The 25,156-nt window shown below is 38.0% G+C and carries 24 protein-coding genes and 1 riboswitch; of the genes, 20 read left to right on the forward strand and 4 right to left on the reverse strand.

Going from position 1 to position 25,156, the window contains the following annotated elements; genetic code table 11:
- Positions 1–2 precede the first annotated feature (2 nt).
- The 8 genes from IWC72_RS10395 to IWC72_RS10430 all read left to right on the forward strand — a co-directional run bounded on the left by IWC72_RS10395 (position 3) and on the right by IWC72_RS10430 (position 9,916).
- Positions 3–1,064, forward strand: coding sequence for an NAD(P)/FAD-dependent oxidoreductase (locus IWC72_RS10395; protein WP_194529731.1), 1,062 nt, complete (start codon positions 3–5; stop codon positions 1,062–1,064).
- Between the two features lie 152 nt (positions 1,065–1,216).
- Positions 1,217–1,323, forward strand: a riboswitch (SAM riboswitch).
- Between the two features lie 134 nt (positions 1,324–1,457).
- On the forward strand, positions 1,458–2,459 hold the full coding sequence (locus IWC72_RS10400; protein ID WP_194529732.1) for a homocysteine S-methyltransferase family protein: 1,002 nt from the start codon (positions 1,458–1,460) through the stop codon (positions 2,457–2,459).
- Between the two features lie 64 nt (positions 2,460–2,523).
- Positions 2,524–5,262: a methionine synthase gene (gene metH, locus IWC72_RS10405; RefSeq protein ID WP_194529733.1), complete on the forward strand. Its 2,739-nt coding sequence runs from the start codon at positions 2,524–2,526 to the stop codon at positions 5,260–5,262.
- 1 nt (position 5,263) lies between these two features.
- The gene (locus tag IWC72_RS10410) at positions 5,264–5,506 is read left to right on the forward strand and encodes a hypothetical protein (RefSeq protein WP_194526142.1); all 243 of its coding nucleotides are present in this window, start codon (positions 5,264–5,266) and stop codon (positions 5,504–5,506) included.
- A 143-nt stretch (positions 5,507–5,649) separates the two neighbouring features.
- Entirely contained in the window at positions 5,650–6,603 is a 954-nt protein-coding gene (metF, locus tag IWC72_RS10415; protein ID WP_194526143.1) for a methylenetetrahydrofolate reductase [NAD(P)H], read from the forward strand.
- A gap of 102 nt (positions 6,604–6,705) precedes the next feature.
- Entirely contained in the window at positions 6,706–7,770 is a 1,065-nt protein-coding gene (locus IWC72_RS10420; RefSeq protein WP_226968004.1) for an acyloxyacyl hydrolase, read from the forward strand.
- A 13-nt stretch (positions 7,771–7,783) separates the two neighbouring features.
- Positions 7,784–8,602, forward strand: a complete 819-nt coding sequence (locus IWC72_RS10425) for a head GIN domain-containing protein (protein WP_194526144.1) — start codon at positions 7,784–7,786, stop codon at positions 8,600–8,602.
- An 84-nt stretch (positions 8,603–8,686) separates the two neighbouring features.
- Positions 8,687–9,916, forward strand: a complete 1,230-nt coding sequence (locus IWC72_RS10430) for a serine hydrolase domain-containing protein (protein WP_194529734.1) — start codon at positions 8,687–8,689, stop codon at positions 9,914–9,916.
- Positions 9,917–9,920: 4 nt separating this feature from the next.
- Here the strand turns inward: IWC72_RS10430 and gldA are convergent, their stop codons facing one another.
- Positions 9,921–10,817 (reverse strand): gliding motility-associated ABC transporter ATP-binding subunit GldA, encoded by an 897-nt coding sequence (gldA, locus tag IWC72_RS10435; RefSeq protein WP_194529735.1) that lies wholly within the window; start codon positions 10,815–10,817, stop codon positions 9,921–9,923.
- Positions 10,818–11,234: 417 nt separating this feature from the next.
- Between gldA and IWC72_RS10440 the strand changes: the two genes are divergently transcribed.
- From IWC72_RS10440 to IWC72_RS10455, 4 genes are read left to right on the forward strand one after another with little or no spacing between them, the layout of a single operon-like run.
- Positions 11,235–12,062 carry a prephenate dehydratase gene (locus IWC72_RS10440; protein WP_194529736.1) on the forward strand — a complete coding sequence of 276 codons (828 nt, stop codon included), beginning with the start codon at positions 11,235–11,237 and terminating at the stop codon, positions 12,060–12,062.
- On the forward strand, positions 12,059–13,204 hold the full coding sequence (locus IWC72_RS10445) for a pyridoxal phosphate-dependent aminotransferase (RefSeq protein WP_194529737.1): 1,146 nt from the start codon (positions 12,059–12,061) through the stop codon (positions 13,202–13,204). The genes IWC72_RS10440 and IWC72_RS10445 overlap by 4 nt, the downstream gene beginning before the upstream one ends.
- 22 nt (positions 13,205–13,226) lie before the next feature.
- Complete coding sequence (locus tag IWC72_RS10450) at positions 13,227–14,087, forward strand: prephenate dehydrogenase (protein WP_194526149.1); 861 nt, start codon at positions 13,227–13,229, stop codon at positions 14,085–14,087.
- The gene (locus IWC72_RS10455; protein ID WP_194529738.1) at positions 14,087–15,169 is read left to right on the forward strand and encodes a bifunctional 3-deoxy-7-phosphoheptulonate synthase/chorismate mutase type II; all 1,083 of its coding nucleotides are present in this window, start codon (positions 14,087–14,089) and stop codon (positions 15,167–15,169) included. The genes IWC72_RS10450 and IWC72_RS10455 overlap by 1 nt, the downstream gene beginning before the upstream one ends.
- Positions 15,170–15,234: 65 nt before the next feature.
- Here IWC72_RS10455 and IWC72_RS10460 read toward each other — a convergent pair whose 3' ends face one another.
- Positions 15,235–15,678: a hypothetical protein gene (locus IWC72_RS10460; protein ID WP_194528126.1), complete on the reverse strand. Its 444-nt coding sequence runs from the start codon at positions 15,676–15,678 to the stop codon at positions 15,235–15,237.
- A 175-nt stretch (positions 15,679–15,853) separates the two neighbouring features.
- Here IWC72_RS10460 and rsgA point away from each other — a divergent pair, with 175 nt between their 5' ends.
- From rsgA to IWC72_RS10495, 7 genes are all read left to right on the forward strand, one after another.
- Positions 15,854–16,807 (forward strand): ribosome small subunit-dependent GTPase A, encoded by a 954-nt coding sequence (rsgA, locus tag IWC72_RS10465; protein WP_194526151.1) that lies wholly within the window; start codon positions 15,854–15,856, stop codon positions 16,805–16,807.
- A gap of 42 nt (positions 16,808–16,849) precedes the next feature.
- Positions 16,850–17,302 carry a D-aminoacyl-tRNA deacylase gene (gene dtd, locus IWC72_RS10470; RefSeq protein WP_194529739.1) on the forward strand — a complete coding sequence of 151 codons (453 nt, stop codon included), beginning with the start codon at positions 16,850–16,852 and terminating at the stop codon, positions 17,300–17,302.
- Positions 17,302–17,628, forward strand: a complete 327-nt coding sequence (locus IWC72_RS10475; protein ID WP_194529740.1) for a nucleotide pyrophosphohydrolase — start codon at positions 17,302–17,304, stop codon at positions 17,626–17,628. Before dtd ends, IWC72_RS10475 begins: the two co-directional genes overlap by 1 nt.
- Before the next feature lie 101 nt (positions 17,629–17,729).
- Positions 17,730–18,959, forward strand: a complete 1,230-nt coding sequence (locus tag IWC72_RS10480) for a 3-phosphoshikimate 1-carboxyvinyltransferase (protein ID WP_194529741.1) — start codon at positions 17,730–17,732, stop codon at positions 18,957–18,959.
- Between the two features lie 171 nt (positions 18,960–19,130).
- Positions 19,131–20,180: a tRNA preQ1(34) S-adenosylmethionine ribosyltransferase-isomerase QueA gene (gene queA, locus IWC72_RS10485; protein ID WP_194526157.1), complete on the forward strand. Its 1,050-nt coding sequence runs from the start codon at positions 19,131–19,133 to the stop codon at positions 20,178–20,180.
- Positions 20,181–20,266: 86 nt separating this feature from the next.
- Entirely contained in the window at positions 20,267–21,307 is a 1,041-nt protein-coding gene (rlmN, locus tag IWC72_RS10490; protein ID WP_194526158.1) for a 23S rRNA (adenine(2503)-C(2))-methyltransferase RlmN, read from the forward strand.
- Positions 21,308–21,477: 170 nt separating this feature from the next.
- A complete protein-coding gene (locus IWC72_RS10495) occupies positions 21,478–22,455 on the forward strand; it encodes a polyprenyl synthetase family protein (protein WP_194529742.1) in 978 nt (325 codons plus the stop codon).
- Positions 22,456–22,540: 85 nt separating this feature from the next.
- Here IWC72_RS10495 and IWC72_RS10500 read toward each other — a convergent pair whose 3' ends face one another.
- A complete protein-coding gene (locus tag IWC72_RS10500; RefSeq protein ID WP_194529743.1) occupies positions 22,541–23,149 on the reverse strand; it encodes an SIMPL domain-containing protein in 609 nt (202 codons plus the stop codon).
- 58 nt (positions 23,150–23,207) lie between these two features.
- Complete coding sequence (locus IWC72_RS10505; RefSeq protein ID WP_194529744.1) at positions 23,208–23,633, reverse strand: hypothetical protein; 426 nt, start codon at positions 23,631–23,633, stop codon at positions 23,208–23,210.
- Between the two features lie 232 nt (positions 23,634–23,865).
- Between IWC72_RS10505 and IWC72_RS10510 the strand changes: the two genes are divergently transcribed.
- Positions 23,866–25,137, forward strand: coding sequence for a PQQ-dependent sugar dehydrogenase (locus IWC72_RS10510; protein ID WP_194526162.1), 1,272 nt, complete (start codon positions 23,866–23,868; stop codon positions 25,135–25,137).
- Positions 25,138–25,156: the final 19 nt, after the last annotated feature.

The following is a 25,156-nucleotide window of genomic DNA, read 5'->3' on the forward strand; positions in this document are numbered from 1 at the left end:
TTATGATAAAAACAGATATTCTAATCATTGGCGCAGGCCCAACAGGTCTTTTTACAGTATTTGAAGCAGGTTTGTTGAAGTTAAAATGCCATTTGATAGATGCTTTACCACAAACAGGTGGACAGTGTTCGGAAATATATCCAAAGAAACCAATTTATGATATCCCGGCTTTCCCGGAAATTCTTGCAGGTGATTTGGTAACTAATCTAATGGAGCAAATCAAACCTTTTGAGGCTGGTTACACTTTAGGTGAGCGAGCGCAAACATTGGACAAGCAGGAAGATGGTTCTTTTATCGTAACCACGAATAAAGGTACGAAGCACCACGCCCCTGTAGTTGTAATTGCTGGTGGACTCGGGTCTTTTGAGCCTAGAAAACCGCCTATTGAGAACATTGCTGATTTTGAAGATAGAGGTGTTGCTTACATCATTAAAGATCCCGAAGTGTACAGAGACAAAAAAGTAGTTATTGCTGGTGGTGGTGATTCTGCTTTGGACTGGGCTATTTTCTTGGCCGATGTCGCTTCAGAGGTATCTTTGGTACACAGAAGAAACGAATTTAGAGGTGCTTTGGATTCTGTTGAAAAAGCATCGGAACTCGCAAAAGCCGGAAAGATTAAATTATTTACCGAGGCAGAGGTAAAGAAATTATATGGTGATGACCATTTGGAAGCAGTTGTTATAAAACATAACGATGCAGAAAAAGGGGAGAGCTATGTTGAGGTAGATAACTTTATTCCATTGTTCGGTCTTTCTCCAAAATTGGGTCCAATTGGTGATTGGGGTCTGGAGATTGAGAAAAATGCCATTAAGGTAAATAATGCCAAAGACTATCAAACGAACATACCTGGTGTTTTCGCTATTGGAGATGTGAATACCTACGAAGGTAAATTAAAACTGATTTTATCCGGTTTTCATGAAGCTGCCGTAATGTGTCAATTTGCTTACCAATTAATTAACCCTGGTAAAAGATACGTTATGAAGTACACCACTGTAGGTGGGGTAGAAGGATTTGACGGTAGTAAAAAAGTGGCCAAAAAAGAGGTCGTGAAAAGTATTGTATAATTAGCTATTAGTGCATATAATCAATAAGAGCCTTCCGTTATTTTATTTGATGGAAGGCTTTTATCTAATGCAAAGTTCTAAAAACACTTAGGTTTCTTTGGTTTTAAACCAGATGTGGTGTTACTTTGCAAATTGTTCATTAAAATACGTGACTGTTATCAAGAAAGGTGGAGGGAATAGACCCTGTGAAACCTTGGCAACCCTTTTCTTATAAAGAAGGTGCTACATTCTATCCTGGTATTTGTGGGACAGATAACAAAGAGAGGCAAGTTTAATTGTCCTTATTCCTTTGCTTGATAATTGTTCGTAAGTTGGTTTTTGAATGCTATTTTTTCGATTTTGTAAATCGGATGATGTTGTAATTGGATGCTCAATTAGAAGGAGAAAAAGGAAATGAAAAATATTCAAGAAATATTAAAAGAACGCATATTAGTGTTAGATGGTGCTATGGGTACCATGTTACAACGCTATAAGTTTACCGAAGAAGATTTTCGAGGTGAGCGTTTTAAAGATTGGAAATCTCCGGTACAGGGCAATAATGATTTACTATCCTTAACGCAGCCCGAAGCTATTGCAGAAGTACATAGAAAGTACTTTGCTGCAGGAGCGGATATTGTAGAAACCAATACGTTTTCCAGTACAACAATTGCCATGGCAGATTACGACATGGAAGAGTTGGTGTATGATTTAAATTTTGAATCCGCACGAATTGCTAAAATGGTTGCAGATGAGTTTACTGCCAAAGAGCCTAATAAGCCGCGCTTTGTAGTGGGTAGTTTAGGTCCAACAAATAAAACGGCTAGTATGTCTCCGGATGTAAATGACCCGGGGTATAGAGCAGTTTCTTTTGATGAGCTACGTATTGCGTATAAACAGCAAATAGAAGCATTGATAGATGGAGGGGTAGATATGCTAATGGTAGAAACCATTTTTGATACGTTGAATGCCAAAGCAGCACTTTTTGCGATAGAAGAGGTGAAAGAAGAACGTAATATAGACATTCCGATTATGGTTAGTGGAACCATAACTGATGCTTCTGGTAGAACCTTATCAGGTCAAACGGCTGAAGCATTCTTAATTTCAGTTTCGCATATTCCAATCTTTTCTGTTGGTTTTAATTGTGCATTAGGTGCAGATCAGTTGGTGCCACATTTAGAGGTTTTGTCTTCTAAAACCGAGCATGCTGTTTCGGCGCATCCAAATGCTGGTTTGCCTAATGCTTTTGGTGAATACGATGAAACGCCTGAACAAATGGCATCACAGATAAAAGAATATGTAGAAAAAGGTCTAGTTAATATCGTTGGTGGATGTTGTGGTACTACACCGGAACATATTAAGGCAATTGCAGACTTGGTAAAAAAGTATGATCCAAGAGGAATAAACGTGGCATCTTGATTGGAAAGATACAGTGAACAAATAAAGAACAATTATCAATTATCACAAAAGTGATGAAGATACTATGAGTGATAACTCAAATATACTGACAACCAACGACAAGCAACCAGCAACTAGACATTTAAAACTATCCGGTCTAGAGCCATTGGTTATTACCCCCGAAAGTAATTTCGTAAATGTGGGCGAGCGTACCAATGTGGCAGGGTCTAAACGATTTTTACGCCTTATTAAAGAACGTAAGTTTGAAGAGGCATTGGATGTAGCCAGAGATCAAGTAGAAGGTGGCGCACAAATCATCGATATTAATATGGATGATGGTTTGATAGATGGTAAGGAGGCCATGGTCAAATACCTAAATCTTGTTATTGCTGAGCCAGATATTGCCCGAGTACCTATTATGATTGATAGTTCAAAATGGGATATTATTGAAGCAGGTCTTCAGGTGGTGCAGGGCAAATGTGTGGTAAATTCCATCAGCTTAAAAGAGGGTGAGGAAGAATTTATTAATCACGCCAAACTCGTAAAACGGTATGGTGCTGCTGTAATCGTGATGGCTTTTGACGAAGTTGGTCAGGCCGATAATTTTGATAGACGAATAGAGATTTCAAAAAGGTCTTATGATATTCTGGTAGACCAAGTAGGTTTTGCGCCAGAAGATATCATTTTCGACCTGAATATATTTCCCGTGGCTACGGGTATGGATGAGCATAAACTAAATGCCATCGATTTTATAAAGGCTACCAAATGGGTTCGCGAAAATCTGCCTCATGCCAGTATTAGTGGTGGGGTCAGTAATGTGTCGTTTTCGTTCCGGGGTAATAATCCCGTACGTGAGGCCATGCATTCCGTATTTTTGTACCACGCTATTAAAGCGGGTATGAATATGGGTATTGTTAACCCAACCATGTTGGAGATCTACGATGATATTCCAAAAGATTTGTTGGAGCGGGTAGAGGATGTAATTCTGAATCGTAGGGACGATGCTACGGAGCGACTTTTAGATTTTGCGGAATCTGTCGTTGGTAAGGCAAAAGAAAGCAAAGTAGACCTTTCATGGCGAGAAGAACCTTTGCAGAACAGAATTACAAGGGCCCTGGTAAAGGGTATAGACCAGTATATTGTTGAAGACGTAGAAGAAGCACGTGTTGCCGCCGATAAACCCATTGAGGTTATTGAAGGCAATCTTATGGCTGGGATGAATGTAGTCGGTGACCTTTTTGGAAGCGGAAAAATGTTCTTGCCGCAGGTAGTGAAATCTGCACGTGTTATGAAGAAAGCGGTTGCTTATTTGCTACCTTATATTGAAGAGGAGAAATTGAAAAACCCTCAGGTTGGTGACGACAAGGGTAATGGAAAAATTTTGATGGCTACCGTAAAAGGCGATGTCCATGATATTGGTAAAAATATCGTGAGCGTGGTACTGGCCTGTAACAATTACGAAATTGTTGACCTTGGCGTTATGGTTCCGCCCGAGAAAATTATAGCTGCTGCAATCGAACATAATGTAGATGTTATTGGTCTTAGTGGACTCATTACGCCTTCTCTAGATGAGATGGTGCATTTGGCCAAAGAAATGGAGCGCAAAAACTTTAAATTGCCTTTGCTCATTGGTGGTGCAACTACAAGTAAAGCCCATACGGCAGTAAAAATAGATCCACAATATAGTGAGGCCGTAGTTCATGTAAATGATGCCTCAAGAGCGGTTACCGTGGTGGGAGATTTGTTGCAGAAAGAAACATCGGCGAGTTATAAAAAAGCTATCAAAGAAGACTATGATGTTTTCAGGGATAAGTTTTTAAGCCGTACCAAAAAGAAGGAATACAAAACAATTGAAGCTGCCCGGGAAAACCGATTTAAGATAGATTGGGATGCTTCGGAAATCGTAAAGCCTAAAGAATTAGGTATTCAGGTCATTGAAGATATTGATTTAGAGAAGTTGGTTCCTTTTATAGATTGGACACCTTTTTTTAGAAGTTGGGAACTGCATGGGAAATATCCTGATATTTTAACGGATGAGGTTGTTGGCGAACAAGCAACAGAGCTCTTTGCCGATGCACAAAAAATGCTGAAAGATATTCTAGAGGATAAAAAGTTAACGGGTAAAGGGGTTTTTGGACTCTTCCCAGCAAATACTTTGGATAATCATGATGATATTGAAGTCAAAGTAGAAGATGATCAGGAAACTAAACAATATACATTTAGGACTTTACGTCAGCAATTAAAGCGTCGTGAAGGAGTTCCCGATTATGCGTTGTCCGATTTTATTGCTCCAAAAGAAACTGGTAAACAAGATTATGTGGGTTGCTTCTGTGTAAGCACCGGTTTTGGAACGGATGAATTGGCAGATGCATACCGGGATAATTTGGATGATTATAATTCAATTTTGGTAAAGGCCTTGAGCGATCGTCTTGCCGAAGCTTTTGCAGAATACTTGCATTTAGAGGTGCGAACAAAACACTGGGGCTATGCTTCTGATGAGCATTTAGAAAATGATGAGCTGATCGATGAAAAATACAAAGGTATTCGCCCTGCACCTGGTTATCCTGCCTGTCCGGATCACTTGGAAAAACTTACCCTTTGGGATATGTTGAAAGTAGAAGAACGCATAGGCGTTAAGCTTACGGACAGTTTGGCTATGTGGCCGGCATCATCTGTTTCTGGGTATTATTTTGGTAATTCAGAATCTAGGTATTTTGGACTTGGAAAAATAAAAGAAGACCAAGTAGAAGACTTTGCGGAGCGAAAAGGAATTCCTTTGGAAAAAGCAACCAAATGGTTAGCACCTAATATTGCCGATGATTGATATGAAAAAGTACATTGAAGTCAGTATGGGTAGTTTTATGATCAGTCATGGCTATGACCAAAATAACAAGGAAATTGAGGAAAGGGTGGTTGTAGAAGGTTTTTCTAAAAAGTTGGTAGCCGTAGATCGTATTAAATCGGTTAGTGAAAGGTATATTCTAACGGATTATTTAGATGGTAGATGGATTTATTGGGAGTACCTAGAAAGTTATGATGAGGTAAAGCAAATGCTTACGGAAGTGTAATTTTTTACAGAAGAAAGAATGCGTTAGGGATAGCAGCGGTATCTTTTTAAAGCCGATAGGTTTTAAAAAATTAAGCGAATAGCCCGCCCGAACGCCATAATATAGATGAAACATTAAAATTCCCGTTTTTCGGGGTAGCATACATGAAAATAACGGACCACATTACAAATGCAAAGGGTAAAACTTTATTTTCCTTTGAAATTATTCCGCCTGTAAAAGGGCATCAGATTCAACAACTTTACGATAATATTGACCCCTTAATGGAGTTCAATCCTCCGTTTATTGATGTGACCACTTCACGTGAAGAGTATGTATATATTGATCGCGATGGTCTGTTGGATAAAAAGCTAACTCGTATGCGTCCGGGTACTGTGGGTATATGTGCGTCTATAAAACATAAATATGATGTAGATACCGTGCCGCACGTGCTTTGTGGCGGTTTTACCCGCGAAGAGACGGAATATCTGTTGGTAGATTGTCATTATTTAGGTATTGATAATATTATGGCGTTACGTGGTGATGCTATGAAAGATGAGAAGTATTTTCAGCCAACAAAAGGAGGGCATATGTATGCGGTAGATTTGGTAAAGCAGGTGCATGAATTGAACTGTGGTAACTATTTACATGAAACGGTAGATAGTGATAATTGTGGTGATTTCTGTATTGGAGTGGCTGGTTATCCCGAAAAACACCTAGAAGCTCCTTCCTTAAAATCTGACTTAAAGAGACTGAAGGAAAAAGTAGATGCTGGTGCTGATTACGTGGTGACGCAAATGTTCTTTGATAACCAAAAATATTTTGAGTTTGTAGAAGAGGCCAAGAAAATGGGTATTACCATTCCTATTATTCCAGGTATTAAGCCTATTGCAGTTAAAAGACACTTACAGTTGTTGCCACAGGTCTTTAGAATAGATTTGCCGCAAGATTTGATTGATGCTGTAGATGATTGTAAGTCTAATAAAGATGTGCGCAAGGTTGGTGTAGAGTGGGCCATTCAGCAATCTAAAGAGTTAAAAGCTGCAGGTGTACCCGTATTGCATTATTATTCAATGGGTAAGTCTGATAATATTAAGGCAATAGCCGAGCAAATTTTTTAGAAAATAACTTCTGTAAGAAAATAAACGCGAACCTTGGGCTTTAAATAGCCAATAGTATTATTTTTGCGCTCCATGAACCCAAGGGTGTTTTTATTTTTTTTGATGTGTGTAGGGCTTTGCTATTCGCAAGAAACCGAAAGAACACATAGTTACACGTTTGATGCGAATCAATTTTATGGTTCCATCATTCTGCACAATCCTGATATTTCACATTTAATCAAAGGTCATCCGGCCGGTGTTGTGCTTGCGTACAACAGAAAGACCTACGGACTTGAAGAATGGCAGCAATGGTATAACTATCCAGATTTAGGGGCTTCCTTTATTTATCAGAACACTAATAATTCGGTTTTGGGTGAAGCCTATGGCGTGTATGCCCATTTTAATTTCTATTTTTTAAAACGTAACCTTCAATTCAGGGTAGCGCAGGGTCTTGCGTACATGACTAACCCGTATGACCGGGAGACTAATTTTAGGAATAATGCGTATGGAACTAGAATATTAAGTTCTAACTACCTCATGATAAATTATCATAAAGAGAATATTTATAAGGGCTTGGGTTTTAAAGCGGGTGTTTCTATCATGCATTTCTCAAATGCGAATGTAAAGGCTCCTAATACTTCTACCAACACTTTTGCCTTTACTGCAGGGTTAACGTATACATTAGAGGGGAAAGACACGGAATACATACGCCGAGAAAAGGTGAAAATTACTGAACCCATAAAGTACAATCTTATTTTTAGAACAGGAATAAACGAGAGTGATAATATAGGTCATGGTCAGTATCCGTTTTATATTTTCTCTGGTTATGCAGATAAGCGTGTAGGTCGTAAAAGTGCTATTCAACTGGGCACTGATGTGTTTTTTAGCAATTTTTTAAAGGAGCTTATAGAATACCAGTCCATTGCATTTCCTGAGAATAATGTAGATGCCGATACCGATTTTAAACGTGTGGGGGTTTTTGTAGGTCATGAGCTTTTTATCAATAAATTATCTGTAGGAACGCAGTTAGGATACTATGTATATTATCCCTTTGATTTTGAAGGAAAGCTGTACAATCGTGTTAGCTTGAAACGGTATTTTGGAGATAAAGTATTTGCGGTGGTAAGCCTTAAGTCACATGCCGCTGCAGCGGAAGCAGTAGAGTTTGGTATTGGAGTTCGGTTATAAAGAAGAACGAAATATGTTTAGATATTTAAAAAATAGAGAAAGCAAAACCACACTTTTAAGTGTGTATGAGCTTTTGCGTTTGTCTCGTTTTTTTATAGTCCTATGTTCTGTACTATTATGTCTTTCGTGTAACGGTGAAAATGCTTCTGATTGTTTTCAAAATACAGGTGATATAGTTAAAGAAGAAGTAACCGTAGCTGATTTCACCAAGATTACCGTCTATGAAAACGTAACGATGATTTTGAAACAGGGTGATGTTCAAAAAGTAGAAATCGAAACGGGAAGTGTATTGCGAAATGGGGTTACTGCTGAGGTTGTAGATGGACGTTTGCTTTTGCGAGACACCAACGATTGTAATTATTTTAGGGATTATGGCGTAACCAAAATCTATGTTACGGCACCAAATATTACCGAAATACGAAGCAGTACAGGTTGGCCTATTTCTAGTGACGGCGTTTTGGCATATTCTAGATTAACACTGTTGTCTGAGAGTTTTGCAGACCCGGAAGCCCAAACCACGGATGGGGAGTTTGATTTGGAATTGGATACCGAAACGCTAAGCGTTGTGGTAAATGGAATTGCATATTTTAAACTTAGTGGAACTACCAATAATTTGAGCTTGACAATTGCTGCTGGTGATTCTCGAATTGAGGCGTCCGATTTAGCTGCAGAAAATATCAATCTCAACCATAGAGGGTCTAATGATATGTTTGTTAATCCACAGCAATCTATCTCAGGCATAATTCGTGGGGTGGGCAACGTCTATAGTTCAAATGAACCTGCAGAAGTAAATATTGAAGAACAGTATAAAGGACGCCTCATTTTTGAATAATTATTTTCTGAGTTTAAAGTTCTATCTCCAAAAGCGGTAGGGGCAAAAAAGCAATCTGTAACTTTGTCCTGACCAAAAATTCATATGAATCCGATTCGAAAATACATTACAAACCTATTTGCTAAAAAGCGTGTTCTGGGAGATGATGCATCATTGAATGGATTAGTGTCTGCAGATAGGCTTCTTCGTGATTTGGTTAATGATAAAAAAGTGCCGGGTTTGGCTATTAACGTTTTTAAAAATGGAGAACCTTTCTTTGAAAAAGGTTATGGCTTTGCGGATATGGAAAAGGAGATTTCTGTATACCCTCAATCTTCAGTTTTTAGGATAGCAAGTATTTCAAAACCCATTTCCGCAACAGCTTTGGCACACATGGTGGCCGAAGGGCTAATTGATTTAGATGTATCTTTCTATACCTATGTTCCCTATTATCCAAAGAAAAAATATGATTTTACTATTCGTCAATTGGCGAGCCACACAGCTGGGATAAGAGGATATAGAGGTATTGAATATGGCCTTAATAAACCGTATTCCATAAAAGAAAGTATTGAAATTTTTAAAGATGATGCACTTCTTTTTGAACCGGGAACGGACTATTTGTACAATAGTTTTGATTGGGTGCTGATTTCACTTGCTATTCAAGAAGTAAGTGGAACCTCTTTTGAAGAGTATGTAGCGCAGAAGGTGTTGGAGCCTTTGGGGATGAGTAATACGTTTTGGCCTGACTTCGACTATGCTGGGTCATCCTTGGGCTACGCTCAGTCTGCCCCATTAAATGCGGTGCCGGAACAAGTTGATGTTGCAGGTCAAATAGAATTTAATTTTGATGAACTAGAGGAACCGGCCTCTCATGAGCAAAATGTGGCGCCAGTTCGAGCGCAGTCGAGAACAAGCGATGTAGTAAAGTTCTATTCCAAAAACCGATTAGGATTTAGAGAAGCAATACCTGTAGATAATTTTTATAAACTAGCGGGTGGTGGTTTTCTGTCTACATCAGAAGATATTGTCAAATTCGGACAAGCTTATCTAGATGGTAAGGTGTTGGACAAGGAACTTAGAAAGGAGTTTCTATCGGCTCAAAAGGTCAATGGAGCCTCAGTTTATTACGGTTTGGGCTGGCAAGTAAGCAAAGATGCAAAAGGGAGACGGTGTTATGGTCACGTAGGTAATGGCGTAGGTGGATATTCCAACTTTTTTGTTTATCCAGAAGAGCAAATGGTATTTTCTATATTGGCCAATTGTACCAACCCCAAAATTCAACCCGAGTTGGATATGGTTATTGATAAACTTATTTCTTCAGAGATTGCTAATTAAGATTTTAATTTGAAGTTAGTTCCGTAAACAAACTCTCTAGGTTTTTATTTTTTCGACTTAATTGTAATGTCTTAAGTTCATTATCATGAGCAAAGTCAAAAACTACGGGACGCATATCTTTGGATGTATTGAACGTAATTTCATAAACAAAACCACCTGTATTTTTAACATGGGTAACATTTGATAATTTGTTTAAAAAAGCTTCTTCCACGCGGTAATCAAATTCCACTTCAATAATCTGCTCATCGGCATCCCGTAGCTCGCTCAATTTTTTATCGGCTACAAGAACTCCTTTATTAATTACGAGAACCCGGTCGCAAACGGCTTCTACCTCTTTCATAATATGGGTAGATAGCAGAATGGTTTTTTCTTTTCCTATTTCTTTGATGAGTTTTCTGATTTCTAACAATTGGTTCGGGTCTAGTCCCGTAGTAGGTTCGTCTAAAATCAATACATCGGGATTGTGTAGTAATGCGGCAGCTAGCCCCACACGTTGACGGTATCCTTTTGAAAGTTGCCCTATTTTTTTGTAAGCCTCTGGTGTTAGTCCGGTCTGGGCTATAACTTCAGCTATTCTAGCTTTATCAGTTTTATAGACATCGGCATTAAAAGAAAGATATTCCTTAACATACATATCTAAATACAACGGGTTGTGCTCCGGTAAGTAGCCAATACTTTGTTGAACACTTTTCTTTTCATCTTGTACATCAAAGGAATTGACCTTCGCATCACCTTCATCAGCAGTGTAATAGGTAGTCAATATCTTCATCATCGTAGATTTTCCGGCTCCGTTTGGCCCTAGAAAACCCACTATCTCTCCTTTTTTTAGTTCAAAACTAACATTGTTCAGGGCTTTTTGAGTTCCGAAGTTTTTAGTGATATGAGTTACAGTTATTGACATGATGTATTGTTAGAATATAGTTCTTTACAAAGAATTTTTTACGAGGTTCTTTTATTATTTTATCAAAAATAAGCAATAAAAAGCTATTCAATTTTTTAAATAAGAGACTGAGTTGTGGAATTCAAAAAATGACCAAGGTCTGACTGCGAGATACATATAAAATTGAAAAAAATGTGGTCTACAGGTTTATTTTTAAATATAATTATTACTTTAGCCGAAGTTTAAGTGTGTTATGACAAAGCAATTCTTTTTTAACGGTTTTTATTTTTACTTCTTTTTTAAGAGAGGTATGGGACTGTTGTAAGATATTGCATGATATAAACAAATTAAAGTCCCGTGAAAAACGGGACTTTTTTTGTTCAATACCTATTGAGAATTTAAGTGTAAAATTTGTCATCACAAGGAAGAAAGTCAGTTATGAAACTAAAAGTAGCCATTCAAGGAATTAAAGGTTCGAACCACCATCAGGTAGCTCGGGAATATTTTGACGAGAACGTTGACATGGTTGAGTGTATGTCTTTTGATTTTTTGGTGGATCAACTTTTGACAAAAAAGGCAGATGTTGGTGTAATGGCTATTGAGAATTCTATTGCAGGTTCTATCATACCTAATTATGCGTTAGTTTATCATAAAGATTTACATGTAGTGGGAGAGCATTATCTGAATATTCACCACAATTTGATGGTCCTGAAGGGTCAAAAAATTTCTGATATTGAAGAAGTTCGCTCACACCCAATGGCGTTGTTGCAGTGTAAAGAGTTTTTTGGCGATTATCCGCATATAAAAATGGTAGAGGATGTAGATACGGCCGAAACGGCAAAGCGTATTCAAGACCAGCAATTGAAACACATTGCGGCAATAGCACCTGAGGTTGCTGCCGATTTATATGATTTGGACATCGTAGCGGACAACATACAGACCATTCAAAATAATGCTACCCGTTTTATTATTGTAAAGACAAAAAATAAAGAGCTTCCAAAAGAGGAAATTAACAAGGCTTCGGTTCGTTTTGTAACCGACCATAAACGTGGTAGTCTTGCGGCTGTGCTTAATGTTATGAGTGATTGTAGATTGAATTTGACAAAAATACAGTCGTTACCCATAATTGAAACACCATGGAAATATGCATTTTTTGTTGATGTAACTTTTAATGATTATAACAATTTTGATAAGGCAAAATCACTGTTGAACATCATGGCTGAAGACTTTAAGGTGTTAGGTGAATATAAAAATGCTAGAATATGATACGGACGGCGAATCGTTTACATACAGTAGAAGAATATTACTTCTCAAAGAAGCTTAGGGAAGTACGCGGTTTGATGGCTGAAGGAAGACCTATTATCAATATGGGTATTGGTAGTCCAGATTTAGCACCATCTGAAGCAATAATAAAAAGCATTCAAGATGCTGTTTTAGACGCTGGTGCACATCAGTATCAAAGTTACCAAGGTTTGCCCGAGCTTCGTGAGGCTGTAGCAGATTTTTATAGGTTGAAATTCGAGGTTACTGTAGATGCATCAACTGAGATTTTACCATTAATGGGTTCCAAAGAAGGTATCATGCATATTAGCATGGCTTTTTTGAATGAAGGTGATGTGGCTTTGATTCCTAATCCCGGATATCCAACATACACCTCGGTTACTAAGTTGGTAGGAGCAGAGCCAAAATATTATAACCTGACAGAAGAGAGTGGATGGTTCCCGGATTTGGAAGAATTGCAAGAGCATGATTTGTCGAAAGTCAAAATCATGTGGACGAGTTATCCGCACATGCCCACAGGAGCAACGGCTACGAAAGCCCAGTTTGAAAAATTGATTGCTTTTGCTAAAAAGAATGATATTCTTTTAGTGAACGATAATCCGTATAGCTTTGTGCTTAATGATGCGCCTGCTAGTATTTTGGCCATGGATGGAGCAAAAGACGTGGCGTTGGAATTGAACTCGTTGAGTAAGACCTTTAATATGGCGGGATGGCGTGTAGGTATGGTTTTAGGTAGTGCTGATCATATTAATGCAATTCTTAAGGTGAAAAGTAATATGGATTCCGGAATGTTCTACGGAATTCAAAAAGGTGCGATTGAAGCCTTAAAAAGTGGCCAAGAATGGTTTGATAAATTGAATGAAGTATACAGTTCTAGAAGAGCATTAATGTATCAATTAGCAGATAAGTTAAATTGTACTTATGATTCAAAAGCGGTAGGTATGTTCGTTTGGGCAAAATTACCTGAAGGAAGTAAATCTGCCGAGGAGTTTATAGATGAGGTGTTGTATGAAAAGAATCTTTTCATCACCCCGGGAACTATATTCGGAAGCAATGGCGAAGGCTATATTCGTTTCTCATTATGCGTTACGGAAGATAAGATTAAAGAGGCAATTAGTCGGTTTTAGACAGACGAACAAGTTTTATAAAATGAATGTTTTTATAGTTGGTGTAGGCTTAATTGGAGGTTCCTTTGCGAAGGACATTAAACGTCTACGTCCAGAATGTAAAATTTACGGAGTAGATACAAATGCAGCGCATTTGAGCGAAGCCTTGAGTTTAGGCTTTATTGATGAAGAAGCTAGTTATGCTGACTTAGCGCTTGCTGATATGGTAATCGTTAGTATTCCTGTAGATGTAATGATTAAGGAGCTTCCGAAGATATTGGACGCGATAAATGATAATTGTGTGGTTTTTGATGGTGGATCAACCAAGAGTTTAATTTGTAAAACTTTGGATGCACATCCAAAGCGAAGAAATTATTTAGCGGCACACCCTATTGCGGGTACGGAGCATTCAGGTCCGTCTGCAGCTATTGAAAATTTATATGCCGGAAAAACAAATATTATCTGTGAAGTTGAAAAGACGGCATTCAAACTTCAAGAAAGGGCTCTAGAGTTGTTTCAGGAGATAGGAATGCGTATTCGCTACATGAATCCGGATGCGCATGATAAGCACATTGCATACGTGTCGCATTTGTCACATATCAGCTCTTTTATGTTGGGAAAGACCGTAATCGATAAAGAGAAAAATGAACGTGATATTTTTGACATGGCGGGCAGTGGTTTTGAAAGTACAGTTAGGCTAGCAAAGAGTTCTCCGGCAATGTGGACACCCATTTTTGAGCAGAATAAAGAGAATGTGGTCGAAACTTTGACCGAATATATACAGAACCTTCAGGAGTTTAAGCAACTGTTGGAAAAAGGAGATTACACGGGAATTTTTAACGAAATGAACGACACTAATAAAATAAAGGAAATTTTAAACGGAATACCACTAAACAAGAAGTAATGGAGAATTCAAAAGAAATGAGAACATGGTTGGATGATATGGGTTTAGACCATCCACTAGTAATAGCAGGGCCATGTAGTGCTGAAACCGAAGAGCAAGTGTTGCGTATTGCGCACGAGTTAAAAGATACCGATGTAAATTACTACCGTGCAGGTATCTGGAAACCAAGAACACGACCAGGAAACTTTGAAGGTGTTGGCGCACTTGGTTTAAAGTGGTTACAAAAGGTTAAAGAAGAAACCGGATTAAAAACTGCTACAGAGGTAGCGAACCGTGCACACGTTGAGTTGGCATTGGAGCATGATGTAGACTTATTATGGATCGGCGCACGTTCAACGGTTAGTCCGTTTATCATGCAAGAACTTGCAGATGCCTTAGAAGGTACTGATAAGATCGTATTGGTGAAAAACCCGGTAAACCCGGATCTCGCTTTATGGTTAGGTGGTATTGAGCGTTTGCATACGGCTGGAATCAAAAAATTAGGAGCTATCCACAGAGGTTTCTCCACGTATGAGAAAACAAAGTACAGAAACATTCCAGAATGGCAGTTGGCTATTGAGTTCCAAAACAAGTTTCCAGATTTGCCATTGATCAGTGATCCATCTCACATTACAGGTAAGCGCGATATGATTTTTGATGTATCTCAAACGGCACTTGATTTAAACTTTGATGGTTTAATGATCGAGACTCATTTTGATCCGGACAACGCATGGAGTGATGCGGCTCAGCAGGTTACACCAGAGAAATTGGTTCAAATTATGAGAGATCTGAAAATCAGGAAAGAATCTGATAGCGAAGCGGAGTACAATGCTAAATTGAGCAACTTAAGAGCGCAGATAGATATTCTAGACAATCAGTTGATCGAGACTATGGGCAAGCGTATGAAAGTTTCTGATGGTATTGGCGAGTTGAAAAAACAAAAGAACGTTGCCGTTCTTCAGTCCAACCGTTGGAACCAAATCCTTGGAGCCATGATTCTTGAAGGAGAATCAAAAGGTTTGAGTGAAGAATTTGTTCTTAAAATGTTCAAGGCTATTCACCAAGAGTCTATCAATCACCAAGAGAAGATTGTAAACGCATAGGTGTACGTTAGTACAATAATAAATAAGAACACGGCTTGCCTTTTGGTAAGCCGTGTTTTTTTGTTTTAGTCTCTTCTGAAAACGTAACGAGTAATGAAAATACCTTGAGAATCGCTATCACCAGCATCTGCCTCAACACCGCTGGTTACAAAGATAAGTTCCCAGCCTTCTTTGAGCATATTGGTTAATTTAGACGAGATGACCGCATCGTTGGCTGCTATATTTTGAAAACGGATACCTGCAATATTGTAGAAGTTCAGGAGTTTGGTTTCCTCAAAATTCTTTACTCTAATGTTACCGCGTTTTGATTTGTTTCGGGTATTGTCTTCTTCGGTCTGCTCAGAAGTGAATTCCTCAAAATCTTTATCTTCTTGGGCATCAATAATTCTAGATCTTCCTAATCCGCTAGGTACAATAGATTCTACACTGGTAATTATTTTTATTTCCTGTGCCGTAATATCAAAGGTTGTGGCTATTAAAAGAGCGGTTATTAATACAATTTTTTTCATCATTTTACTTTTAGTTTTTTGTTAAAGACAACTAAGTGCCTCAAAGGGTTGCATTTATAGATTAAAAATAATGAAAGAAACAGAATTTATATTTTTGAAAAGAACCTTTAAGACCGTCTGTTTTAAGGTGATAGTATAAACTAAAGTTGTTTCTTTGTAATGAAATTGAAAATGAATGAAAGGAACTGTATATAAATCTACCGGAAGTTGGTATACCGTGAAAGCGCAAGACGGCGAATTTTACGAATGCCGTATTAAAGGTAAATTTAGAATTCAGGGTATAAAGAGTACGAATCCCATTGCTGTAGGTGACGTAGTGTCTTTTAAAATAGAGCAACTGGGTGATGATACAGTGGGTACCATACACAGTATTGAAGACCGTAAGAATTATATCATTAGAAAATCGGTCAACCTTTCTAAACAAACGCATATTATTGCGGCCAATTTGGATCAGGTCTTTTTGCTGGTTACTTTAAACAACCCTACTACTTATACCATTTTTATAGATCGATTTTTGGCTACCGCCGAAGCGTATGATATTCCTGCCATTTTATTGTTCAATAAAGTGGATGCCTATACAATTGAAGAATTAGCGGAAATAAAATATCTGGCCGAGTTGTACAGAAACGTTGGGTATACCTGTGTTGGTATTTCTGCGAAGTCCGGTAAAAATGTGGACAAAGTGAAAGAAATGATGGTGGGTAAGACCAGCATGTTTGCAGGGCACTCCGGAGCTGGTAAATCTACGTTGGTCAATGCGCTAGAACCCAAATTAGAATTAAAGACCACTGAAATCTCTGAACAACATCTTCAAGGGCAGCATACCACTACGTTCGCAGAAATGTTCGATTTAGACTTTGGTGCTCGTATTATTGACACTCCCGGTATTAAAGGCTTTGGAATTGTAGACATGGAAAAAGAGGAAATTGGGGACTATTTTCCTGAGTTCTTTGAATTGAAAGGAGAGTGTAAATTCAACAATTGTCTTCACTTAGATGAACCTAAATGTGCCGTAAAAGAAGCATTGGAAAATGAAGAAGTAGCATGGAGCCGTTACCGAAGCTATGTGCAGATGGTAACTGGAGAAGAAGAGAATTACAGAGTAGATATTCACGACACAAAAAAGTAACCTGCCTACTAGAATAAAAAATTAATTGCCAATTCAGCAACCATGCGAGCCATTATTCAAAGAGTCTCTAGTGCCAGTGTAACGGTAGAGAGCAAGACAATTTCAGAAATACAAAACGGACTTTTAATTTTATTGGGCATAGAAGATGCAGATGGTCCGGAAGATATAGAATGGTTATCAAGAAAAATCGTAAACCTTAGAATTTTTAATGATTCCGAAGGCGTCATGAACGAGTCCCTCAAAGCTGTAAACGGAGACGCTATTGTCGTTAGTCAGTTTACCTTGCATGCTGCTACAAAGAAAGGGAATCGACCTTCATATATTAAGGCTTCAAAGCCAGATGTAGCGATTCCTTTGTACGAAAAATTTATCACACAAATTGAACTCGATTTAGGGAAAAATGTAGGAACTGGAGTTTTTGGTGCTGATATGAAGGTGCAATTGTTAAATGATGGTCCAGTAACCATTGCTATAGATACGAAAAACAGGGAATAATGAGTATAAAAAAATCTCAAGAACAGGTAGATAAATGGATAAATGAGCACGGTGTGCGTTATTTTAATGAACTCACTAATATGGCCCAACTTACGGAAGAAGTAGGTGAGGTGGCTCGTATTATAGCTCGTAGGTATGGCGAACAAAGTGAAAAGGAGTCCGATAAAAATAAAGACCTTGGAGAAGAATTAGCAGATGTTCTTTTTGTTACCCTTTGCTTGGCGAACCAAACAGGTGTAGATCTACAAGAAGCGTTTGACAAAAAACTCGATTTGAAAACAAAACGAGATCATGACCGTCATCACAACAATGAAAAGCTGAAATAGTGTTATATTTGGCAACTTAAATTATATCCTGCGAAGTAGGGTAAACGGATGGATTTGAAAGCAAATCTGTCCTATTTAAGAACTTATAAAGAGAACAGCTTTTGAAACTACATCTATCCGCCCCGTCAAATACGCTATTGCAGAACAACATACAGATTACCGGCTCTAAAAGTGAGTCTAATCGGTCTCTTTTGTTGCAGGCATTGTACTCAAATATAAGTATTGAAAATCTCTCTAATTCTGATGATGCAGAGGTGATGCAAAAAGGACTTAAAATTGAAAACGGAGTAGTGGATATTCATCATGCGGGTACTGCAATGCGTTTTTTAACAAGTTATTTTGCTTCTCAAGAGGGAAAAGAAGTAACTCTTACGGGTTCTCAACGTATGACTGAAAGGCCGGTAAAAGTTTTGGTGGAAGCGCTTCAGGAGTTAGGTGCGGAAATAACCTATGAAAAAAATGAAGGGTATCCGCCCATTCGTATCAAGGGTAAAAAGTTAAATGAAAGCAAAGTAAGCCTTCCCGCCAATATCAGTAGTCAGTACATTTCATCACTTTTATTAACGGCGCCTAGTCTTAAGAACGGATTGGAACTGGAGCTTGTTGGGAAAATCACTTCTGTGCCATACATAAAAATGACGCTGGCCCTGTTATCTCAAATAGGAGTTGAGAATTCTTTTGAGGGAAATACCATAAAAGTATCACCTAAAGCAAACGTAGCGAATATTAATTTAGTGGTAGAGTCAGATTGGAGTTCTGCATCCTATTATTACAGTATTGTAGCATTGAGCGATGTAGGTAGTGAAATTACTCTTTCCGCATATAAGAGTTCTAGCTTACAGGGAGATAGTGTGCTCCAGGAATTGTATACGGAGTTTGGGGTTGAAACTCAATTTGTTGGAAATACGGTAGTTCTTCGTAAAGTTGAAATGCCAAAAGAACAAAAAGTTGAGTTTGATTTAAGTAATGCACCGGATATTGCCCAAACTATAGCGGTAACTTGCTTTGGACTAGGAATGGAGTGTCATTTAACGGGCTTGCATACCCTTAAAATAAAAGAAACCGATCGTTTGGAAGCGCTGCATACGGAGCTATCAAAACTTGGAGCTAGTATTTCTGTAACTGATAAAGATTTGACATTAAACGTCTCTAACACTTTGAATGTTGATGTGGCCATAGATACATATAATGACCATAGAATGGCTATGGCTTTTGCTCCTTTGGCTCTTAAAACACCTTTATTCGTGAACGACGCCGAGGTGGTTTCAAAATCCTACCCGGATTTTTGGAGAGACCTTGAGAAATTGGGGTTTATTTCTAAATCAGTATAACTCACTGTATTTTAGTTGTTTGAGCTGATATTTTTAATATTTTGTGTTTGTTAGATTGATTTATTGATAATTACAATAGGGTAAGAATCAATATAATCACCGTTTTACTTGACAACCCCTATCTGCACATCGTATATTTGCAACCGCAAAACTTTTAACAAAATTTCATAGATGAAACTATCGCACTTCAATTTTGAATTACCTGATAATTTATTGGCCGAGTATCCTGCTGAAAATAGGGATGAGTCCAAATTAATGGTTATTCACCGTGAAACCGGAAAAATAGAACATAAAATGTTCAAAGACCTTATCAACTATTTTGATGAAGGCGATGTAATGGTTTTGAACAATACCAAAGTTTTTCCTGCGCGTTTATATGGTAATAAGGAAAAAACAGGTGCTAGAATCGAGGTATTCTTATTAAGGGAATTAAACGAAGAACAACGCCTATGGGATGTTCTTGTTGATCCGGCTCGTAAAATACGTATCGGGAACAAATTGTATTTTGGAGAAGATGAGACGTTAGTAGCTGAGGTTATTGATAATACTACATCTAGAGGTAGAACATTGCGTTTTCTTTATGATGGTTCGTATATCGATTTCAGAAGAAAACTTCGTGATTTAGGTCAGACGCCGTTGCCAAAATATATAAAGAGAGATGTAGAGCCAGAAGATGAAGAGCGCTACCAAACTATTTATGCCAAGCATGAAGGGGCTGTAGCGGCACCAACTGCTGGTCTTCACTTCTCAAAACATTTATTAAAGCGTCTTGAGATCAAAGGTGTTGATTTTGCAGAAGTAACACTTCACGTTGGTTTAGGTACTTTTAACCCTGTGGAGGTTGAAGATTTGTCTAAACACAAAATGGATAGTGAAGAGCTTGTTATAGACGAGAAAGCTACAGAAATAGTGAACAGCGCTAAATTGAAAAAGAAACGTATATGTGCTGTAGGTACTACGGTAATGCGCGGACTTGAGAGTGCTGTTTCTTCGGGTCATACTTTGAATACGTTTGACGGGTGGACAAATAAATTTATTTTCCCTCCATATGAGTTCAGTATTGCTAATTGTATGGTGACGAATTTTCATTTGCCAAAATCTACTTTATTGATGATGGTATCTGCGTTTATTGGCCATGATTTAATGAAAAAATCGTACAAGGAAGCCATTTTAGAACAATACAAGTTCTATTCTTATGGTGACGCGATGTTAATAATCTAACTTTTGCCTTGCTGGCAAAAACATAAACTTTTAAGCCCTTCTTTCTATTATATGATACGTAAAGAAGGGTTTTTAGCTTTTTGAATGTGAAGACACAAAAGAAAGACATACGGGCACTTACCAAAGAACAATTGAGGGAGTTTTTTGTTTCCAATGGAGATAAAGCTTTTAGGGGCAATCAAGTGTATGAATGGCTTTGGCAGAAAGCGGCACATTCTTTTGAAGGAATGACCAATATCTCAAAGGAGACGAGAGATATGTTGGAAGCCAATTTTGTGATCAATCACATTAAGGTAGATCAAATGCAACGCAGTAATGACGGTACAATTAAAAATGCCGTACGTCTGCATGATGATTTAGTTGTAGAATCAGTGCTTATACCAACTAAAACCAGGACAACAGCCTGTGTTTCAAGTCAGGTGGGTTGTAGCTTGGATTGTCGGTTTTGTGCTACATCTCGTTTAAAAAGAATGCGGAACTTGAATCCTGATGAAATTTATGATCAAGTAGTAGCAATTGACAATGAGAGTCGTTTGTATTTTGAAAAACCGCTGAGCAATATTGTGTTTATGGGTATGGGAGAGCCACTCATGAACTATAACAATGTATTAAAGGCTATTGATAAGATTACCTCTCCGGAAGGTTTGGGTATGTCTCCCAAGCGTATTACGGTCTCAACTTCTGGTGTGCCCAAGATGATACGTAAAATGGCAGATGATGAGGTGAAGTTCAAATTGGCAGTTTCCTTACATTCCGCAATTGATGAGATCCGTACTTCTATCATGCCGTTTAATGCCACTTTTACGCTTACTGATTTACGAGAAGCGTTAGAATATTGGTATGCCAAGACAAAAAGTAGAATTACTTATGAGTATGTTGTTTGGCAAGGTATCAATGATGCTCAAAAGGATGTAGATGCTTTAGTGAATTTCTGCAGGTTTGCACCTTCAAAAGTGAACCTAATTGAATATAACCCCATAGATGACGGGGAGTTTCAGCAGGCCGCAAATAGTGCCATTGATATGTATGTGAATACGTTGGAAAGAAATGGTATTGTAGTAACTGTTAGGAGGTCTAGAGGTAAGGATATTGATGCAGCTTGTGGTCAGCTGGCTAATAAGCAATAATAATATTATATGGGTGTATGCTCTGTGAATCATTAGCACTCCGCCAGCGAAACACAATAATTCGTGTATCTTTTATACTTTTCGTGATTACTGGGCAAACCATACAAATAACTCATTTCTTTTTCGCTAAATTTATACGCTAAAGCCAGTAGCAAGAAAAACTCGTTTTTTTGAAAATAGTAGCGCAAATAAAAGAACCCGTAAACCATGAAATGGAACTTTTCGAGACAAAGTTCCGTGAGGCGATGTCTTCAAAAGTGGCGTTATTGAACCGTATTACGTATTATATTGTTAATCGTAAAGGGAAGCAAATGCGACCCATGTTTGTTTTTCTTACTGCAAAAATGATTAACAATGGTGAGGTCAATGAGCGCACGTATCGTGGCGCATCGGTTATTGAGTTGATTCATACCGCCACATTAGTGCATGATGATGTTGTTGATGAAAGTAACAAGCGTAGAGGTTTTTTTTCTATAAATGCACTCTGGAAAAATAAGATTGCTGTATTGGTGGGTGATTATCTTTTGTCAAAAGGTCTTTTACTTTCTATTGATAATGAAGATTTTGACCTCCTAAAAATTATTTCGGTTGCTGTACGGGAAATGAGCGAAGGTGAATTGTTGCAGATTGAAAAAGCACGTAGGCTAGATATCACCGAAGAGGTATACTATAATATTATCCGTCAAAAAACGGCAACACTAATTGCGGCTTGTTGTAGTTTAGGGGCGTGTTCCGTTCAGCCAGAATCTACTGATGTAGAGACTTTTCGTAAATTCGGCGAACTCTGCGGTATGGCCTTTCAGATAAAAGATGACCTGTTTGATTATGGTGAAGATAAAATAGGGAAGCCTACAGGAATTGATATTAAAGAGCAAAAAATGACCTTGCCTCTGATTCATACACTTAATACATGCTCAAAAAAAGATAAAAAGTGGCTTATTAATTCCGTTAAGAATCATAATAAAGATAAAAGACGGGTTAAAGAGGTAATTACTTTTGTTAGGGCTAACGGAGGATTAGATTATGCCGTGAAAAAGATGTTATACTTTAAAGAAGAGGCATTAAAGATATTGGCTACTTACCCTGAGTCCGAATATAGGGACTCTCTGGAATTGATGGTGAATTATGTAGTGGATCGCAAAAAGTAGTTTTTTTGCTAAAAAAATAAAACCTCCGTAAGATTGCCATAAAATGGGGCCTTACGGAGGTTTTAATTTAGAAAATTATATGCTCTTACAATAATTCAAAGGAAGCAGAAATTAAATATGCTCGCTTCTGTTCGGTATTTCCGTAGTACATAGATTCTGTGATTTTCTCTAAGTTGGTATCGCTAATATAAATAGCCTTACCTATTTTACGTCCAATTTTTTGAGCAATAGCAGTTGCTTTGGCCTTAGCATCGTCAAAAGCCAGTTTTGCATAATCTGCCATCTGCTTATCACTTAATTGAGCATTAAGATTAGTATCTGAACGCGTAACCCCAATAGCTTTTACATTAAGGAACTTTTGCATTTCTTCAAGAGATTTTGTTTTAAACTCAATCACAGTTCCTTCTTTCTCATAGCCTAAAAGGGCATAGTATAATGGTCTTTCTTTAAGTTGATTTAAATTTATACCGGCTTTTTCTAACTTTCCACGGTAACCAGATTTTACTTCTTCAAGACTCATGGTCTGAGCATCATAGTATACGTTCGTTAGGCTTACAATCATTTTACTTGAGTATTCAGGCGAAATACTGTATTCGTGTGAGCCGTTTACGTTGATGTTGTTTTGAAAATTATTCTGTGCGAAAGTCATAAATGAAAATGCTATTAATGTAATGCTTGTTATTAATTTTTTCATGATGTTATATTTAAGGTGTCTATGTTTTGAAAGGATAACGACTTTTAATAATAAAAACTTATGCGACTGAGAATAAAAATGAAGCTGCAATCATCCAGCTACCTACAGCTATCCCCAAAATCCCTAGTTTACCTTGTTTAGGTGCAATTTTAGCCCGTAATTCGTCAGCTTTGATACGTGCGGCTTGATTATTGGATAGGAATAATTTGTTTATTAAACCTGACCCCAACATAAAGCCCAGTCCCGCAGAAACTAAGTTGCCGGCAAGAAAGGTGACCCACCAAACAGGAGAGGAGGTTAGCCAACCTAGATTCAAGATGGCCGTAATAATACCCCATATGCCCCAAAAGCAGAATATAATACCAATCCAACCTTGGTAAGGTTCTATTTTTTCTAAGAGTTCTTCGGCATTTGGCTTTTTGGATAATAATAAAGATGGCACGGCTACAATACTTAATAATACTAATGCAATTCCCCAGATCATAATTTTGTTTTTTAGGTTTGTATAAGGGTTAAAAATCTATGAGGCAAAGTTGAGGTAATGTGCCATATTAGAATTCCCTTGTAGTAGCTAAAATAGTATCCCTGAAAACAGGGTAAAGGTAAATCTCTTGGATTGTTAAGTTATTATTATTCGCTTTATAGAGCGTATATTACTACGGATAGAGTTATAAATAGCAGAGTGCAAATGTTATTTTCAGGAAAAATTTAAGAATATGAAAAAAACAGTACTACTCATATTAGTTGGTCTTGCGTTTATGGCATGTAAGGAAACAAAAAATGTTTCAAAAGAAGAAAAAGAAGAATTGTCCAATAGCGGTTCTACTACCGTTGAAACGGCCATAGGTCCTTTAGAACTTGTAGCGCCTTTTTCATCTAAATCGGTTACCAAGGAAAGCAAAATAATAGATTGGCCCAAGGGCAAGACTCCAATAGCACCAGAAGGCTTTAATGTGTCTCGGTTTGCAGATGGACTAAAGCATCCTAGATGGACGTACATTGCGCCTAATAAAGACATATTTGTGGCGGAATCGGATACGAAAAATAGTGCGAATCAAATTACACTACTTAGAGACTCCGATCAAGATGGTACGGTTGACGAGCGCCATATTTTTAAGGAGGGATTAAACCAGAACTTTGGAATGTTGGTTATAGATGATTTTTTCTATGTAGCCAATACAAATGGATTATATCGTTACCCGTACAAAGCAGGTCAGGAGAAATTAGAGGGTGATGGTGAAAAAATTGTAGAGCTATCGGCAAGTGGTTACAATAATCATTGGACACGAAATATTATCACGAACCAAGACCGCAATAAAATTTATATCTCCGTTGGCTCTGCAAGTAATGTGGGGGAACAAGGAATGGAAAAGGAAGAACGCCGCGCAAATATTCTGGAGGTAAATTTAGACGGAACAGGAGAAATTATATATGCAGCTGGCTTAAGAAACCCGGTTGGTATGGACTGGAACCCGGTTACGGGAGAGTTGTGGACTGCCGTAAACGAACGTGATAAAATAGGGAATAATCTAGTGCCCGATTATATTACAAGTGTAGAAAAGGGCGGTTGGTACGGTTGGCCATATAGCTATTATGGTAGTGTTAAAGACCCACGTTGGGAAGATGACCCGCACCAAGATATGGTAGATAAAGCTATTGTTCCAGATGTGCCGGTCGGGAACCATACTGCGTCTTTAGGGCTGACTTTTTACGGAGCGGACCAATTCCCTTCAAAATATAAGAACGGAGCTTTTGTGGGTCAGCACGGTTCATGGAATAGGGCGGTTTTTTCTGGCTATAAAGTAATTTTTGTGCCATTTGTAGATGGTAAACCACAACCACCAGAAGATTTTTTGAATGGTTTTATAGCGGACGAAGAAGCGAGTGAGGTGTATGGAAGACCGGTATGTGTGGCAGTTGCAACAGATGGTGCGCTTCTGGTTAATGATGATGACGGTGGGATTATATGGCGAATTGCAGCCAAATAAATAAATCCTAATTTTTAAA

Origin of the sequence: Zobellia roscoffensis (assembly GCF_015330165.1) — a bacterium.
In the GTDB taxonomy this organism is placed as follows: domain Bacteria; phylum Bacteroidota; class Bacteroidia; order Flavobacteriales; family Flavobacteriaceae; genus Zobellia; species Zobellia roscoffensis.

Coding starts and splice junctions, on each gene's coding strand:
- metF (WP_194526143.1), top strand. CDS start 5,650: ATGAAAATAACGGACCACATTACAAATGCAAAGGGTAAAACTTTATTT.
- IWC72_RS10500 (WP_194529743.1), bottom strand. CDS start 23,149: ATGAAAAAATTAATAACAAGCATTACATTAATAGCATTTTCATTTATG.
- IWC72_RS10455 (WP_194529738.1), top strand. CDS start 14,087: ATGGAGAATTCAAAAGAAATGAGAACATGGTTGGATGATATGGGTTTA.
- IWC72_RS10430 (WP_194529734.1), top strand. CDS start 8,687: ATGAATCCGATTCGAAAATACATTACAAACCTATTTGCTAAAAAGCGT.
- IWC72_RS10510 (WP_194526162.1), top strand. CDS start 23,866: ATGAAAAAAACAGTACTACTCATATTAGTTGGTCTTGCGTTTATGGCA.
- rsgA (WP_194526151.1), top strand. CDS start 15,854: ATGAAAGGAACTGTATATAAATCTACCGGAAGTTGGTATACCGTGAAA.
- IWC72_RS10420 (WP_226968004.1), top strand. CDS start 6,706: ATGTGTGTAGGGCTTTGCTATTCGCAAGAAACCGAAAGAACACATAGT.
- IWC72_RS10395 (WP_194529731.1), top strand. CDS start 3: ATGATAAAAACAGATATTCTAATCATTGGCGCAGGCCCAACAGGTCTT.
- IWC72_RS10460 (WP_194528126.1), bottom strand. CDS start 15,678: ATGAAAAAAATTGTATTAATAACCGCTCTTTTAATAGCCACAACCTTT.
- IWC72_RS10450 (WP_194526149.1), top strand. CDS start 13,227: ATGAATGTTTTTATAGTTGGTGTAGGCTTAATTGGAGGTTCCTTTGCG.
- IWC72_RS10505 (WP_194529744.1), bottom strand. CDS start 23,633: ATGATCTGGGGAATTGCATTAGTATTATTAAGTATTGTAGCCGTGCCA.
- IWC72_RS10445 (WP_194529737.1), top strand. CDS start 12,059: ATGATACGGACGGCGAATCGTTTACATACAGTAGAAGAATATTACTTC.
- gldA (WP_194529735.1), bottom strand. CDS start 10,817: ATGTCAATAACTGTAACTCATATCACTAAAAACTTCGGAACTCAAAAA.
- IWC72_RS10410 (WP_194526142.1), top strand. CDS start 5,264: ATGAAAAAGTACATTGAAGTCAGTATGGGTAGTTTTATGATCAGTCAT.
- queA (WP_194526157.1), top strand. CDS start 19,131: ATGAAACTATCGCACTTCAATTTTGAATTACCTGATAATTTATTGGCC.
- IWC72_RS10400 (WP_194529732.1), top strand. CDS start 1,458: ATGAAAAATATTCAAGAAATATTAAAAGAACGCATATTAGTGTTAGAT.
- IWC72_RS10440 (WP_194529736.1), top strand. CDS start 11,235: ATGAAACTAAAAGTAGCCATTCAAGGAATTAAAGGTTCGAACCACCAT.
- IWC72_RS10475 (WP_194529740.1), top strand. CDS start 17,302: ATGAGTATAAAAAAATCTCAAGAACAGGTAGATAAATGGATAAATGAG.
- IWC72_RS10425 (WP_194526144.1), top strand. CDS start 7,784: ATGTTTAGATATTTAAAAAATAGAGAAAGCAAAACCACACTTTTAAGT.
- dtd (WP_194529739.1), top strand. CDS start 16,850: ATGCGAGCCATTATTCAAAGAGTCTCTAGTGCCAGTGTAACGGTAGAG.
- metH (WP_194529733.1), top strand. CDS start 2,524: ATGAGTGATAACTCAAATATACTGACAACCAACGACAAGCAACCAGCA.